Annotated in this window: 13 protein-coding genes and 1 pseudogene; 2 read left to right on the forward strand and 12 right to left on the reverse strand. The window is 42.8% G+C overall.

Annotation, left to right across the window (positions count from 1 at the left end):
- The 9 genes and pseudogenes from ACLOR3_RS07925 to ccpA form a co-directional block, all read right to left on the reverse strand.
- Nucleotides 1–106: pseudogene (locus tag ACLOR3_RS07925) on the reverse strand (ribonuclease III); the annotation flags it as partial.
- A gap of 158 nt (nucleotides 107–264) precedes the next feature.
- Nucleotides 265–654 carry a YbaN family protein gene (locus ACLOR3_RS07930; protein WP_411399936.1) on the reverse strand — a complete coding sequence of 130 codons (390 nt, stop codon included), beginning with the start codon at nucleotides 652–654 and terminating at the stop codon, nucleotides 265–267.
- Nucleotides 655–711: 57 nt separating this feature from the next.
- Complete coding sequence (gene walJ, locus ACLOR3_RS07935) at nucleotides 712–1,521, reverse strand: exodeoxyribonuclease WalJ (RefSeq protein ID WP_048689535.1); 810 nt, start codon at nucleotides 1,519–1,521, stop codon at nucleotides 712–714.
- A gap of 8 nt (nucleotides 1,522–1,529) precedes the next feature.
- Complete coding sequence (gene vicK / locus ACLOR3_RS07940) at nucleotides 1,530–2,876, reverse strand: cell wall metabolism sensor histidine kinase VicK (protein ID WP_129269605.1); 1,347 nt, start codon at nucleotides 2,874–2,876, stop codon at nucleotides 1,530–1,532.
- Complete coding sequence (yycF, locus tag ACLOR3_RS07945; RefSeq protein WP_048689541.1) at nucleotides 2,869–3,570, reverse strand: response regulator YycF; 702 nt, start codon at nucleotides 3,568–3,570, stop codon at nucleotides 2,869–2,871. The genes vicK and yycF overlap by 8 nt, the downstream gene beginning before the upstream one ends.
- 381 nt (nucleotides 3,571–3,951) lie before the next feature.
- Nucleotides 3,952–5,895, reverse strand: a complete 1,944-nt coding sequence (gene thrS / locus ACLOR3_RS07950; protein ID WP_411399937.1) for a threonine--tRNA ligase — start codon at nucleotides 5,893–5,895, stop codon at nucleotides 3,952–3,954.
- A gap of 378 nt (nucleotides 5,896–6,273) precedes the next feature.
- The gene (locus ACLOR3_RS07955) at nucleotides 6,274–7,596 is read right to left on the reverse strand and encodes a glycosyltransferase family 4 protein (protein ID WP_125374349.1); all 1,323 of its coding nucleotides are present in this window, start codon (nucleotides 7,594–7,596) and stop codon (nucleotides 6,274–6,276) included.
- Nucleotide 7,597: 1 nt separating this feature from the next.
- Complete coding sequence (locus tag ACLOR3_RS07960) at nucleotides 7,598–8,596, reverse strand: LTA glycolipid anchor biosynthesis glycosyltransferase, IagA/BgsA family (RefSeq protein ID WP_006597024.1); 999 nt, start codon at nucleotides 8,594–8,596, stop codon at nucleotides 7,598–7,600.
- A 94-nt stretch (nucleotides 8,597–8,690) separates the two neighbouring features.
- Nucleotides 8,691–9,695 carry a catabolite control protein A gene (gene ccpA / locus ACLOR3_RS07965; RefSeq protein ID WP_006595886.1) on the reverse strand — a complete coding sequence of 335 codons (1,005 nt, stop codon included), beginning with the start codon at nucleotides 9,693–9,695 and terminating at the stop codon, nucleotides 8,691–8,693.
- Between the two features lie 160 nt (nucleotides 9,696–9,855).
- Here ccpA and ACLOR3_RS07970 point away from each other — a divergent pair, with 160 nt between their 5' ends.
- On the forward strand, nucleotides 9,856–10,938 hold the full coding sequence (locus tag ACLOR3_RS07970) for a M24 family metallopeptidase (protein WP_125374350.1): 1,083 nt from the start codon (nucleotides 9,856–9,858) through the stop codon (nucleotides 10,936–10,938).
- Between the two features lie 24 nt (nucleotides 10,939–10,962).
- The gene (locus tag ACLOR3_RS07975; protein ID WP_411399938.1) at nucleotides 10,963–11,301 is read left to right on the forward strand and encodes a hypothetical protein; all 339 of its coding nucleotides are present in this window, start codon (nucleotides 10,963–10,965) and stop codon (nucleotides 11,299–11,301) included.
- Between the two features lie 97 nt (nucleotides 11,302–11,398).
- On the opposite strand, the gene ACLOR3_RS07980 is transcribed toward ACLOR3_RS07975, so the two are convergent.
- The 3 genes from ACLOR3_RS07980 to ACLOR3_RS07990 form a co-directional block, all read right to left on the reverse strand.
- Nucleotides 11,399–11,848 carry an Rrf2 family transcriptional regulator gene (locus ACLOR3_RS07980; protein ID WP_006595883.1) on the reverse strand — a complete coding sequence of 150 codons (450 nt, stop codon included), beginning with the start codon at nucleotides 11,846–11,848 and terminating at the stop codon, nucleotides 11,399–11,401.
- A 143-nt stretch (nucleotides 11,849–11,991) separates the two neighbouring features.
- Nucleotides 11,992–12,834 (reverse strand): metallophosphoesterase family protein, encoded by an 843-nt coding sequence (locus tag ACLOR3_RS07985; protein ID WP_350018614.1) that lies wholly within the window; start codon nucleotides 12,832–12,834, stop codon nucleotides 11,992–11,994.
- Between the two features lie 69 nt (nucleotides 12,835–12,903).
- Nucleotides 12,904–15,621 carry an FtsX-like permease family protein gene (locus tag ACLOR3_RS07990; protein ID WP_411399939.1) on the reverse strand — a complete coding sequence of 906 codons (2,718 nt, stop codon included), beginning with the start codon at nucleotides 15,619–15,621 and terminating at the stop codon, nucleotides 12,904–12,906.
- Nucleotides 15,622–15,625: the final 4 nt, after the last annotated feature.

The raw sequence follows: 15,625 nt of genomic DNA on the forward strand, positions 1-15,625 counted from the left end.
GATGCTCATTCGCATATGAGGTATGTGTAAAAGCTGTTTCCAACAATTCTGTATCGTCAAAAGTCAGCCGAAATTTCTCAGCAAGAAGGTTATATAAGGCTTGCATCACGTTACTACTTTCTTTCTTCATTTATGCATCTGGATTGAATCCTGTGACCTATTCCGTCCAAAAGATACACCCCTCTATTATACCAAAAAAGAGTGCGTCTCGCACTCCTTTCCCTTGTTTTCACGATAGGATTTAGGGCCTATTCTGTCCATATATCATTCTTCTTTATCCGGAATCACTTTGAACAAATAATAATTGATAAAAATAGTTAGTCCCAATAGACCCAATTTCACAAACCAGAGTGGTGCCAGGTAAATGGAAATCCCCATCAAAAGATAAATTTGTAGAATAATTCTTTTTTTCCGCTTTTTTGAGATCGACTTGGTTTCCCGATAATCCGCTACATAAGTTTGGTACAACATGGTCCCATGCAACCATTTTTCAAAGCGTTGAGAGCTCTTGGCAAAACAAGCCATAGCTAATAAAAGAAACGGGGTCGTTGGTAAAATAGGTAATGGAATCCCAATAATCCCTAATCCTAAGGAAATAAACCCTACTGTTATATACACATATTTCAAACTAACTGCTCCTATCCTTCTGCTCATTTCAAGCCTACACTACTGACCTAAAAAGGAGATGAGCTCATCTCCTTTTTTAATCATCTAGATATCTACTAATGGAGTCGCTGTATCTGGAGATGTATCCAAGACGTCAAAATCATGCCCCACTGCTAGATCTGCTCGAGCCAGTTGATTAACCATGGTCATATGGGCCAATTCCTTGATATTGTTTTCCTTGGATAAGTGGCCCAGATAAATCTTTTTGGTCTTATTGCCTAGGGTCCGAATCATGGCATCTGCGCCATCTTCATTAGAGAGGTGACCCAAATCGGATAAGATCCGTTGCTTTAATCGCCAAGCATAAGAGCCTGCCCGTAGGATTTCTACATCGTGGTTGGACTCGATCAAATAGCCATCTGCATTTTCAACAATCCCTGCCATTCGATCACTGACATAACCTGTATCCGTCAGCATGACAAAACTCTTCCCATCCTTCATGAACCGGTAGAACTGGGGAGCCGCAGCATCATGGCTGACACCAAAACTTTCCACATCCAAATCCCCGAAGGTTAAGGTCTTGCCCATTTCAAATAAATGTTTCTGGGAATCATCGACCTTCCCAAGGTACTTGCTTCCCTCCATGGCCTTCCAGGTAGCTTCATTGGCGTATAGGTCCATCCCGTATTTACGAGCTAGCACACCAACGCCATGAATGTGATCCGAATGTTCATGTGTGATTAAAATAGCATCAAGATCTTCGGGTTTGCGATCAATCTCTGCAAGCAAACCTGTAATTTTCTTCCCGGACAAGCCTGCATCTACTAGAATTTTCTTCTTAGGAGTCTCTAAGTAAAACGAATTACCACTCGATCCTGAAGCTAAAATACTATATTTAAACCCTTTTTCATCCATTAGTTTTCTTATTCATCCTCATTATCCCATCCATCATCCAGGATAGCATCTTTATCATATGGTAGGACAATCGTGAAAGTAGAACCTTTTCCATATTCACTCTTGGCCCAGATAAATCCTTTGTGTTGCTTGATAATTTCCTTGGCAATAGCCAGTCCTAAACCAGTCCCACCTTGGGCGCGACTACGTGCCTTATCCACGCGATAAAAGCGATCAAAAATTCGTGGCAGGTCCTTTTTAGGAATCCCTAAGCCCTCATCCGAAATCGAAATAATCAACTGGGCATCTGTTGTTTTCATCCCCACACGAATTTCCCCACCATCTGGGGAATATTTGATAGCGTTATTTAAGATATTGTCTAAGACCTGTGTCATCTTGTCTGTATCAATTTCAACCCAGACAGGCGAAATTGGATAATCACGAACAATATCATATTTCTTCTCGCCAGCCTGGTTCTTCATCTTATCAAAGCGGTTCAAAATGAAGGTGATGAAGGCTGTAAAGTTGGTCAATTCAACATCCAATTGACTGGTTTCATTATCGATCCGTGAAAGACTTAATAGATCCGTCACCATCCGCATCATCCGGTTTGTCTCTGTCAAAGACACTTTGACAAATTCCGGTGCAACTGGCTCCGAAATGGCTCCGTCATCCAAGGCTTCCAGGTAAGATTTAACACTGGTCAGCGGTGTTCGGAGTTCATGACTAACGTTGGATACGAATAAACGACGTTCCCGCTCTTCCTTGTCCTGTTCGGTTGTGTCATGCAAGACGGCAACCAGACCAGAAATAAAACCAGACTCTCTCCGAATCAGAGCAAAGCGAACTCGTAAAGAGATGTACTCCCCATTTTCATCCTGCGAATCGATCGTCAATTCTGGAACATTGGTAATCAAGTCACGCAGTTCATACTCTTCACTAATGCCAAGCAGATCCAGAATACTGATATTCATGACCTCTTCGACCACAACATTGAGTTGTTTGGCAGCCATTTCATTGACCAAAATAATCTGTCCCCGACGATTGGTCGCTAAGACCCCATCTGTCATATAGGAAAGAATACTGGTCAAGCGCTTGGTTTCTTGTTCCAGATTTTCATGCGTCAGACGAATCACTTCAGATAAATCATTGATACTGTTGGAAATCTCTGTTAATTCAGGACCCCCTTGTAAATCAATGATATCGGAATATTCTCCAGCAATCAAACTCTTAATCTTATCATTCAACAAGCGTAGCTTCATGTTATCCCTACGATTTTCTAGGATCAGTAAGGCTACCACGATAATGAATCCAAGAGTGATTAAAATAAAAACAAAATTATAAGAGGTCATGACTTCTTTGATGTGATTAATCATTATTTCTCATATAGTAACCGACACCACGGCGCGTTAAAATATACTCTGGACGGCCAGGAATATCTTCGATTTTTTCACGCAAACGTCGAATCGTTACGTCCACTGTCCGAACATCACCAAAATAATCGTAGCCCCAGACTGTTTCCAGCAAATGCTCACGAGTCATGACTTGGCCTACATGGGTTGCCAAGTGATAGAGCAACTCAAATTCGCGATGGGTCAACTCAAGCTCTTTGCCCTTTTTCTGAGCAAGGAAGGCATCCGGAATGATTTTCAAATCCCCAATCACAATCTCTGAATCTGATGTAGACTCTGTTTGTGATTCTACCGTTAGTTCTGTCCGACGCAACAAAGCTTTTACGCGAGCTTGAAGCTCACGATTTGAGAATGGCTTGGTCACATAGTCATCCGCTCCAATTTCAAGACCGATGACCTTATCAAATTCTGTATCCTTAGCAGATAAGACAATAATCGGCACATTACTAGTCTTCCGAATGGTACGCGCCACTTCCAAGCCGTCAATTTCAGGAAGCATGAGGTCCAAGATCAAAATATCTGGGTTCTCAGCTTCGAAAACAGCCAGTGCTTCTTTCCCATCGAAGGCAGTCAAGACTTCATAGCCTTCTTTGGCCATATTGAATTTTATAATATCCGAAATCGGCTTTTCATCATCTACAACAAGAATTTTCTTCATACATGTACCTACTTCTATTTTTTCTTTGCTTCTTCAAATCTCTGTCCTTTCATTATAGCAAATTTCTTTGAAAAATGGGAGTTATACTTTGATTTGTAAAGAAAGAGAAAGAAAAAGGTTATGCAATGGAAAAAATAATAATCACAACATAGAGGCCACTAAAATAGCGCTTGAATAATTATTTTCAATCCACAAAAGAGGCTGGGACAAAAGTCCTAGCCTCTTAATTGTTTTTGGATTGTCGAGAAAGACGCAGTGGTTGAGCGGGCTCTACTACGCTGATTTCATCAGCTTTTACAGCCCTACTCAACTGTGCGGAGGTGGGACGACGAAATCGAATTCTAACGAATTACCGATTTCTGTCCCACTCTCTTCTAACTGTTAGTTTGTTACACGAGACTTGTTTGCAATGTCTGCAAGGATCAATTCTACAAATGCATCTACCGGCATGGTTTCTGTTTCTTTTTGACCATAACGGCGAACGTTTACAGCCTTCTCTTCCATTTCCTTGTCCCCAACGATCAATTGGTAAGGAATCTTTTGTGTTTGAGAAGCACGGATCTTGAACTGCATTTTTTCATTGCGTTCATCCACATCTGCACGAACCCCACGGTCACGGAGTTTCTTAGCAACTTCCCAAGCGTAGTCCACATGTTTTTCGTTCGAAACTGGAATAAGAGTTACTTGGTGTGGTGCCAGCCATGTTGGGAAGGCACCCTTGTAGTTTTCGATCAGGATCGCTGTGAAGCGTTCCATCGTTGAGATAACCCCACGGTGAATCATCACTGGACGGTGTTCTTCACCATCAGCTCCGATATATTTAAGGTCGAAGCGTTCTGGAAGCAAGAAGTCAAGCTGGATAGTAGAAAGAGTTTCTTCTTTACCAAGGGCAGTCTTCACCTGAATATCCAATTTTGGTCCGTAGAAGGCTGCTTCCCCTTCTGCTTCAAAGTAGTCCACGCCCATTTCATCAAGAGCAGCACGAAGCATGGTTTGGGCATTTTCCCACATCTCATCGTTATCAAAGTATTTGTGAGTATCTTGAGGGTCACGAAGAGAGAGGCGGAAGCGGTATTCGTTTAGGTTGAAGTCCCCATATACATCAATAATCAACTGAAGGGCACGTTGGAATTCTTCTTGGATTTGTTCTGGAGTCACAAAGAGGTGACCGTCGTTAAGAGACATTTCACGCACCCGTTGGAGACCAGTCAAAGCACCTGATTTCTCATAGCGGTGCATCATTCCGATTTCAGCGATACGGATTGGCAATTCACGGTATGAGTGAACATGGTGTTTGAAGACTTGAATGTGGTGTGGGCAGTTCATTGGACGAAGGACAAATTCTTCACCGTCTCCCATATCCATAGTTGGGAACATATCTTCTTGGTAATGATCCCAGTGACCAGAAGTCTTGTAAAGTTCTACAGAAGCAAGTGGTGGAGTGTAAACGTGTTGGTAGCCAGAAGCCAACTCCTTGTCGACGATGTAGCGTTCCAATTCACGACGGATAGTAGCCCCGTTTGGCAACCAGAATGGCAAACCTTGTCCAACTTCTTGAGAAATCATGAAGAGGTCAAGCTCTTTACCAAGTTTACGGTGGTCACGTTCTTTAGCTTCTTCACGCATTTGAAGGTAGTTCTTCAAGTCTTTCTTGTCAAACCAAGCTGTACCGTAGATCCGTTGCATCATAGCATTGTCGCTATTTCCACGCCAGTAAGCACCTGCTACATTGAGAAGGTGGAAGATTTGGATACGGCCTGTTGATGGGACGTGTGGGCCACGGCAAAGGTCTACGTATTCACCTTGACGGTAGATGGTCAACCCACCTTCGTCTTCTGAGTGCTCTTCAATCAATTCCAATTTGTATGGGTCGTTCTTGAAGATTTCACGCGCCTCGTCTTTAGTCACTTCTTCACGGATAGATGGGAAGTTTTCCTTAACGATTTTTTGCATTTCTTCTTCGATACGAGGAAGGTCTTCGTTAGAGATTTGACCAGCTTCATTGTCAGTATCGTAGTAGAAACCATCTTCGATCGCTGGACCGACACCCAAGTGGATATCTGGGAAGAGGCGACGAGCGGCTTGGGCAAACAAGTGAGCCGCTGAGTGACGCAAGATTGGAAGGGCGTCTTCGTGATCAGGTGTCACAATTTCGATGCTCCCGTCTTCGGTGATAACACGAGTGGTATCAATCAATTTGCCGTTGAATTTACCAGCAAGAGCTTTCTTAGCTAGGGAATTGCTGATGGATTGGGCAATGTCAAAAGTAGTCACGCCAGATTCGAATTCACGAACAGCGCCATCTGGGAAAGTAATCTTAATCATAATCTTCTCCTTATAAATTTTTAAATATCTTAGTTATAGTGAAACTCTTTTTGATTTCTTCATCAAAAAAACAAAAAAGCGACATCCTAAAAAGGACGTCGCAACGTGGTTCCACCTTCATTTATGTTCCTCAAAAAAGAGGAACACCTCTGATTGGCTCTAACGTGGCCACCGTTTTATGTTTGCATAAAAAGTTCACCGAGTAGTCCCAAACCTATCCTCTACGCGATTTCCAGCCCCACGCGCTCTCTTTCAGATTTCCTAGATTTGATATGTCTCTGACTAGTATTATAGCACGATTGAAATATTTTGCAAGAGGAAAAAGCCTCTCATCCGTAAGAGGTCCTTCTTTTGATCCTCTTACTGATTTGATTTACTCTAATCCAATAACTTGGTAATATTGCGAATCTTTTTCACCTGTTTAAAGGAACCCTTCATGATTCTCACAGACCCATTCACAGGCATAGCGATGACCTTTTGTGGAATTTTCACAATGGACTTGGTCACCCGTTTGGTACGGCTTTCCTCAGGATGACGTTCATTGTAAAAATCTTTCGAAATAATGGCATCCAGATAGAACTCATAGACCCTGCGACCAAAGTTTGTCGAAGAAATTTCATAAAGCTTTTCCTCCCACTTAGCCTCATCCTTTTCTGGTGTGGCTAAGGTCGCTTCTAAAATAGCTGCTGCCAAATCTTCTTCCTGGTCATACAAGATTCCGAACATCCGATCATTGATCACATTATCTAAGTAAGGATTACTTTGAGCAATTAGGGGTGTCCCACTAGCGATACTCTCCAAATAGGTCAAGCCTTGCGTCTCACTAGTCGAAGCTGAAATGAAGAAATCTGCCGCCTTATAGTAAAGAGCTGTTTCATTTGGTGGAATCATCCCTGTGAAGACGACCGCATCTGATACACCAAGCTTGGTCGCTTGTTTTTTTAAATCATCCAGATAAGGCCCATCTCCAGCCACAATCAATTTAATATGCGCATTTTCTTCTAACACTTTAGGCAAGGCCGCAATAACGGCTTGGATATTTTTCTCGTAAGAAACCCGTGACAAGCTCAAGAGCATGATTTCACCCTCTTGAATCCCTAATTTTTCACGAAGGGCTTGCGTTTCCACTTGTGTGATTTCAGGTCGTTCAAACTTCGCCAGCTCAATTCCTGTCGGAATAATCCGTTTTTCAGCCTTGACCTTATAGTTCAGCAAGAGGTCATAGACAATCTCACTCGGGCAGATGACCCCATCCAAGTCATTCATATAACCACGAACAATGTATTTGACCATACTTGGTCGGATAACCATCCCCTTGGCAATATAACGCACATAATCTTCATACTGGGTATGATAGGTATGAATCACTGGAATCCGAAGCTCCTTTGCAATCCAAACCCCGAGTAGTCCTAAAGAAAACTCCGTCTGTGTATGGATCATATCCAGTTTGTATTGTTTGGCAATGGCCAAAGCCTTGGTAAAGCCGCGATAAGCAATCCGCCGATCCTTAAAAGCAAAGAAAGGGATACTTGGAATGCGGATAATTTGCCAGTCCTCATAGCGGTTGACATCCTTATCCGTCGTCGTAAAGATAAAAACAGTATGTCCCAACTTCTCCAATTCTGTTTTAAGGGTTCGAATACTGGTCGCAACCCCCGATACCTGCGGAAAATAAGTATCTGTAAATAATCCAATACGCATATTACATCTCCAATACTTGCTGATAGGCTTTCACTAGTTGATCCGCTACCAAATCAATTGAGCGACTTTGAGCGACTCGATCCCCTGCATCGCGCTTGTCCACTTGACCAGACAAGACTTTTTCAAGAGAGTCCACAAACTCATCCACTGAATGACACAATTCTGCCGACTCTTGGTCCACCCAACCATGATAAACTGGAATATCCCGGAGGACGACATGCTGGTGACCCGCTAAGGCCTCTAGGACAACAATCCCTTCCGTTTCCTCATAAGATGGGAAGAAGAAGGCATCCGCACCTGTCATGGCCCCTTGGAATACAGCTCCCTTAAAATAGCCAGGGAATTCAACATTGCTCGGATGATCTTTCTCGACCAGACGACGAATAGCCCGAGGGATTAACCATTTATTAATCGATCCCAACCAAATAAAGCGGACATCTGGCATCCGACGAGCCACTTCTACAAAGTCTTCAATCCCTTTTCGTCTAAAGTAGAGACCCGCACATAAAACGACCTTCTCTCCTTCTTGGATATTAAAGTGCTTCCGAAAAACCTCTTCTTTTTTGGGATCTTTTTTATATTTAGACAAATCAATCCCATTAGAAACAGCGACAATTGGAGTCTTGACCCCGTAGGACTGAATCAGTTGTTTCGAATACTCTGAAGGGGTAATAATAAAATCGGCTTTTTTATACATATGAGCCAAATATTTGCCAAATAAAGGAGCAAACAAATTGGACCCAATAAATGAATTTTGGAAATCTTCCCGTGTGGAATGTCCATGCATAATGACCTTTTTCCCTCGACGTTTGGCAGCATGCAATAGCAACAAACTCCGAGGACCATAGGTATTAATATGAACGACATCGTAGTCTCCTAAAATATCTGTGGTGTAGGGGATTCCAGCCAAATCCAAGGCATGCATCTGGTGTTGGAGAGCTCGACCAATCCCCGATTTTTGTAAAACGGATTTTCCTTCTAAATACAGTAATACTTTCATGCCCTCTATTATACCTAATTTAGCAGACCCCTTCAAGTTTTACCGGAGATTCATGCAGAGACAAGAAAAAGGAAGCCTTGGCTTCCTTTGATTTTTACTTCTTCGTAGTTCCACGATGATTGATGGTATGGGCAAGAAGAACTTCTCTTTCTTCCAATTCTTCCTTATGCATAATTTTTGTCAGCATCCGCATACTGATAGCCCCCAAATCATAAAGTGGTTGGCCAACAGTCGAAAGATTTGGACGAGTGTAGCGTGTAATTTGTGAATCATCACTGGTAATCAACTCAAAATCTTCCGGTACGTTCACACCTTGATCAGCTAGACCATTAAGCAAACCTGCTGCCAATTCATCCCCAGTTACAAAGGCTGCTGTTGCTTTAGATGCAATGATGCGTTCAGCCAAGTTATAGCCTTCTTCATAGCGGTACTTAGACTCAAAGACCAAGCCTTCACTGTAAGACAATTTTTTTGCTTTCAAAGCATCTTTGTAGCCAGCCAAGCGAATCTTACCGTTGATATCATCTACTAATGGTCCACTTACAAAAGCAATCTTTTTATTTCGTTTAGCCAATAGTGTAACCGCGTCTACTGTCGCTTGCTTGTAATCGATATTGACACTTGGCAATTGATGTTCGACATCAACTGTCCCAGCAAGGACCACCGGTGTCCGAGAACGAGAGAATTCTGAACGAATCTTTTCTGTCAAGTGATAACCCATGAAGATAATCCCATCGACCTGTTTTGAGAAAAGAGTATTGACAACAGAAACTTCTTTATCATCGTCTTCATCGCTGTTGGCAAGGACGATGTTGTACTTGTACATTTCAGCAATGTCATCGATCCCCTTTGCCAGAGTAGAGAAATAACTATTGGTAATATTTGGAATCACAACACCTACCGTTGTGGTTTTCTTACTCGCAAGTCCACGAGCTACTGCATTCGGACGATAGTCCAAACGTTCAATGACTTCCAATACTTTTTTACGAGTATTTTCCTTAACGTTCTTATTTCCGTTCACGACACGGCTAACAGTCGCCATTGAGACACCCGCCTCTCGGGCAACGTCGTAAATGGTTACAGTATCGTCTGTATTCATATTACTTCCTTTCTTTATTGAAAATTTCGTTTTCAGTCTTCTATAACAACTATTTTATCACTTATTGTAAACACTTTCAAGCATTTTAACATCTTTTTGCAAACTCTTGATTTTTTAGGGAAAATCTGACAAAATATTATCAATAGAAAGAAGGTAGCTTATGTTTAAATTAGATCAAATTGTAGCATTTCTTGAAACCGAAAAAACGGATGTTGCTGTTGTATCCGATCCTGTCACCATCAATTACCTAACTGGATTTTACAGTGATCCTCACGAGCGTCAGCTCTTCTTGTTCGTTTATCCAGACCATGAACCACTTCTTTTTGTCCCTGCTCTTGAGGTAGAACGGGCGACTGCAGTTGTGGATTTCCAAGTGGTAGGCTACGTGGATTCTGAAAATCCTTGGGAAAAAATCAAAGGGGCTAGCGCTAATCCAGAAGCCAAAAAGGTCGCTTTGGAATTTGATAATTTGATTTTGACCAAGTACCATGGGCTTCGTTCAGTCTTTGAACAAGCAACATTTACCAATCTCAGCCCTCGGATTAACCGGATGCGCTTGATCAAATCTGCTGATGAGATCCAAAAAATGTTAGTTGCTGGTCAATATGCAGATAAGGCTGTCAATATGGGATTTGACGCCATCTCACTGGATAAAACAGAAACTGATATCGTCGCAGAAATCGACTTTGGCATCAAACGCTTGGGCTATGAAATGAGCTTTGAAACTATGGTCTTGACTGGTAATAATGCAGCCAACCCACACGGCATCCCAGGAAGCAACAAAATTGAAAAAGATGCTCTTCTTCTCTTCGACTTGGGCTGTATGGTGAATGGCTATGCTTCAGATATGACGCGAACCGTTGCGGTTGGAAAACCAGATGATTTCAAAAAAGAAATCTACCACTTGACTTTAGAAGCTCAACAGGCTGCTCTAGATATGATCAAACCAGGTGTAACGGCGCATGAAGTAGACCGTGCTGCCCGAAGCGTCATTGAAAAAGCAGGATACGGCGAATACTTCAACCACCGCCTCGGACACGGTATCGGAATGGATGTGCATGAATTCCCTTCTATCATGGAAGGAAATGACATGGTCATCGAAGAAGGCATGTGCTTCTCAGTCGAACCAGGCATCTACATCCCTGGAAAAGTCGGAGTTCGGATTGAAGACTGTGGCTATGTCACAAAAGATGGCTTTGGTCTCTTTACCGAAACCAGCAAAGACTTGCTCTATTTTGATTAAGTTAGATAATAAGGAGATTGTTGTATGATTGTTTGGCGTGGTAAAGGCTTGCTCGTTCCCCTTGCTCTTATGATTGGAGGAGCTTTGGCGAATATGATTTATTCCTTCCTGCATCTTAATGTAAATAAGAGTGCAGATAGTATCATCTTAGGATGTATGTTGGGAATTCTTGCTGCAGCAGTCAATTATTTGCTAACAAAGAAATTTGTTTCCGATCAAGTTCGATATATGATTGATGAGGAAACAGGGCAACGCATTGCTTTCCGCGATCGTTCTTCCTTCATGTTCATTCCTAATCGTTACTGGACATGGATTTTTGCAATTGGATTTATTCTAGTCAGCTTCGTAGCCCTAGTGAAGTAAAGCTAGAAGGAGTGTTGCTATTTTACTCAATGAACACAAAAAGCCTTTCAGTCTATACTGAAAGGCTTTTTTACTTCAAGTTTCTTACAGACTCAAATCAAGAAACGGTTGCTAGCTCCATCTGTTTCTTGGTTTGCTCCACCACTTCTTTGAGGCTGGTCTGAGCCATTTCCTTTTCCATGGCCAATTGAATCTTTTCCAGCTTCCCATCTAAAACACCATGGATACTATTTCCAATCGGACAAGCTGGATTTGGATGCTCGTGGAAACCAAATAATTGACCAGTCTTCCCAAGGCATTCAACCGCCTGGTAGATATCTAACAAACTAATGTCTTCCAATTCTTTGGCCATCTCGGCCCCACCTGTTCCACGCGCTACATGGATCAAGCCTGCCTTTTTTAATTGAGACAAGGTTTTCCGAATAATGACAGGGTTCACCCCAACACTGCCAGCAATCATATCACTGGTCACCTTGGTGCAATCTCCTTTTAAAGCAATCATCACTAATACATGGGTTCCAATGGTAAAACGACTTGAAATTTGCATGGATACTCCTCTCTTCCATCTAGATAGGGATGTCTTAAACTGGATCTAAAACCATCAGTAACTAGACACATTTACTCTTCCGACGTTAAAGTTCTTTCTTTAAGTCTATTATACCCTTATTTGTTGTAATGTCAACTGTTACACTAATTGAAAAAGTCTCTCAACCATGCGTCTACTTCTACATTGTGTCCCTCTCGCTGGGCTATTTCATGTAGAAGCTCATGATTATGGGTATGGTGGATTCCATTGACTAAACTTTCATAGTAAACTTGGAAGTAAGGGAGTTTCAGATCCTTAGCGAGTTGGAGTTCTTTCTCAATGTCATAGGACACCCGCCGAAAGTCAACATCTTTCAAACCCGATTCATCAAACTCTAGAATAGCATACATGGCCCGGAGATCCTTTCGAAGATTGGCTTGCAAAAAGAAGGGTTGGCCGATAGACCCCGGATTCAAGATGAGCTCTCCACCACTTCCATATCGGAAAAATTGTTGGTGGATATGACCATAGACTGCTAGATCACAAGGGGGATTGGTTACGAGGCGATCAAAATCTTTCTGGTCTCCTATATGGATCAATTCGCGTCCCCAGTTTTTGTCTGGCAGATGATGGGTAATGCCCACTCTTAAGCCGGAAACTTCCCGATGCACTTGCATGGGCAGACTTTGCATGGCCTCTATCTCTTCTGGACTAATTTCTTCTAAGATATATTGACAATGGCGCATCAAATAACGGTGACTAGCCCTTGATGGATCCAGCATCCCCTTCATCGCTCGCCACAAGCTATCTTCCCAATTTCCTAAAATCTGTACGGTAATGGGCAATTCTTCAAGTAGGTTCAAAAGATGTCGTCTACCAGTCCCCGGCATAAGGACATCCCCTAATAACCAGTATTCTTCTACACCTGCCCGCTTGGCATCTCCAAGCACAGCCTCTAAAGCAGTTGTATTCCCATGTATATCCGAAAGCAAAGCAATTTTTGTCATGTCTCTTCTCCTTCTCTCATTATACCAAAGCTCTAAAAAACTTCCACCCTAGGGTAGAAGTTTCTTTTTTTATTCAACAGATTTCAAAGCCTCCAGCATGTCTACCTTGCGAAGATGATGATTAACCAAGATTCCTAAGCTAGCTAGGATCAGAATGACGCCAGTGATAGGATAAAGATAGACACCAAGGGCCACCCGCGGATAAAAGAGAATGGCATCTGGGGCGATCATGGCAATCAAGAAGCGATGGAGATAAAAGCCTCCTAGCAAACCCAATCCTATCCCTACAAGAGACAAGAGGATGGTTTCTCGATAAATATAAAGGGTAACTTCTTGATGATGGAATCCGAGGACCTTAATGGTGGATAACTCACGGATTCGTTCTGCCACATTGATATTGGTCAAATTATACAAAATAACCATCGCTAGCAAAATAGATACCAAAACTAAAATCATCATGGTCTTATTCAATGATTGGGCTACAGAACTGAAGAGAGAAATCAAGGAAGTATTTTGCGTAACAGCAAGCACCGCCCCTTCTTCCATCATGTCCCGACTGACCTTCTGGACGAACTGCTGAGAAGAAGACTGTAATCGGACCAAATAGGCATTCTTCTTAACACTTCTTCCATAGGTTTTCTGATAGGTCGCTTGATTCATATAGACAAAATGGCCAACATAATTTTCGGTAATCGCAGCCACCCTAATCGTATGACCATCTATCCGCAAGTCATCTCCAACGCCCACCTTGGCCAGCTGCGCTAATTTGCTGGTAATTACCGCCCCATTGGATAGGTCGAGTCTTCCCCCTTCTGAGCGGAGACTGATAAAAGGTTCCAAGCTGTCTTTAGAGGACACCATTAAGGTCATGCTTTGTTTTCCACGTCCGGAAGGATAAGAAGCCTCCACTTGTTTTGTAAAAATGGCTTCTGTCTCTTTTATATCTGCTTGCTTCAAGCGCTTCTTCAAGGATTCTTCCTCTTCGTCTGTCAGGCTGGATTTGGTCGAGAGAATCATATCGTACTTGAGGATTTCCCCAAACTGGCGTTGGGGTACTCCACCGACTGAGGATTGAATCCCCAAGCCCGCAAAAAGAAGAGCAACCGAACCAGCAACACCAAATATGGTCATCACCATCCGCTGTTTATAGCGAAAAATATTTCTAGCGGTCACCTTTTGGGTGAAACTCAGACGTTTCCACAAAAACGGTAGCCGTTCGAGCAAAATACTGGATCCGGAAACTGGCGGTTTTGGAAGGAGGAGGTTACTGGCTTCTTCCTTCAACTCTCTCTTAGCGACTAGATAAGCTGGAAAGACGCTAGAAATAAGGGAGAGCCCCAAGGCTAATAAGCTATAGGACCCATAAAAATACTGTTGACTAGTTCCTACGACCATCCCCTGCGTAATAATTTGCGAAATGGTTCCAGATAAAACATAATGACCGAGAAGAGTTCCGATGCCTGTCCCAACTGTTCCAGCAACCAAGCCATACAAGAGAAACTTTGCTAAGATATCTTTCGTTCGATAGCCCAAGGCCTTGAACAAGCCCGCATGGCTCCGTTCTTCATCAACAAAACGAGTCATGGTCGTAAACGTGACCATGGCAGCGACTGCGTAGAGTACCACAGGAAATAGATTGCCTACGGCGGAGATACTGGCACTGGCATTACTATACATGAGGTAACCCTGGCCACCTGGAATGGTTTTTCGATCATAGACATGATAGTTTGGTTGCTCTAGATTTTTCAGATCTTCCTTGGCCTTTTCCAGGTCCTTCTGTTTAGTTGCTAGTTCCGATTCACCTGTCTGAATGTTGACCAATTGCTGATCTAGTTGCTTTTGAGCTTCTGCCAACTCGAGTCGCCTTGTTTCTAGTTCTTCCTTGGGCAAGAGTGTAGACAGTTGATTCAGTTTATTGGATTGCTCCGTTAGTTGTGTCTGTGCTTGACCTGCCTTTTCGCGTGCGTCTGCTAACTGTTTGTTGGCAGCATCAAGTTCTTCTTGCCCTTTTTGGATCTTTTGTTTCCCATCAGCCTGCAACTTTCGATAGCGCTCCTGACCATTTCCAGCTAAGAGTTCTTCCAGGTCCTTTTGATGGGAGACCAGACGATCTTGATAGCTAGTTGAGAATGGATTGAACCCCCTCAAATCATCAAACCGAATCCGAGCAAGGCTATAAACAGGACTAGTAAAGGCATCTTTTGAGAGGACGCCATAGGCATCCAAGGAACCACTCCCACTTGTAGCTTGGCCCAAGTCTTTTTCGGACCACATCTCAGCAGACTTTACAAAGCCAACAATTCGATAGTTTTTTGTCTTTAAAACAGATGGACTTCCAGCTTTTTCATGTATCCTTAGCTGATCCCCAATCTGGTAACGATCTTTCCAAAACGCTGCTAGAGCGACCTCATCTTCCTTCTGCGGAAGCCGCCCTGCAGCCAGCTGAAAGCGTGAGATGGTTTCTGGAGTGGAAAAAAGTCGAACAGCTTCGTCCTTTCCGTCAATCGTCACATCTGTCAGGTAGGAAAACTCCAAGCTGGCCCCCGTCAATCCTTGTAGCTCTTCTTGGTCAGTCTTATCCAAACCAAGATCTCCCATGACAGCTAGGTCCAGCATCTCTTGTTGGTCTATAAAGCGCTGGGCAGTCCGATGCATATTTGGGGTCGTTACTTTTAAACCGACCAGAGCTAAGGTACCCAGCATCATCAGCGTTAAAATGGACAAAAAGCGCCCTTTGGAACTGGTAAAGGAATGACATAGATCTTTCCAATATACTTTTCGCTTCATGAAC

This window comes from Streptococcus intestinihominis, assembly GCF_046824975.1.
GTDB lineage: Bacteria > Bacillota > Bacilli > Lactobacillales > Streptococcaceae > Streptococcus.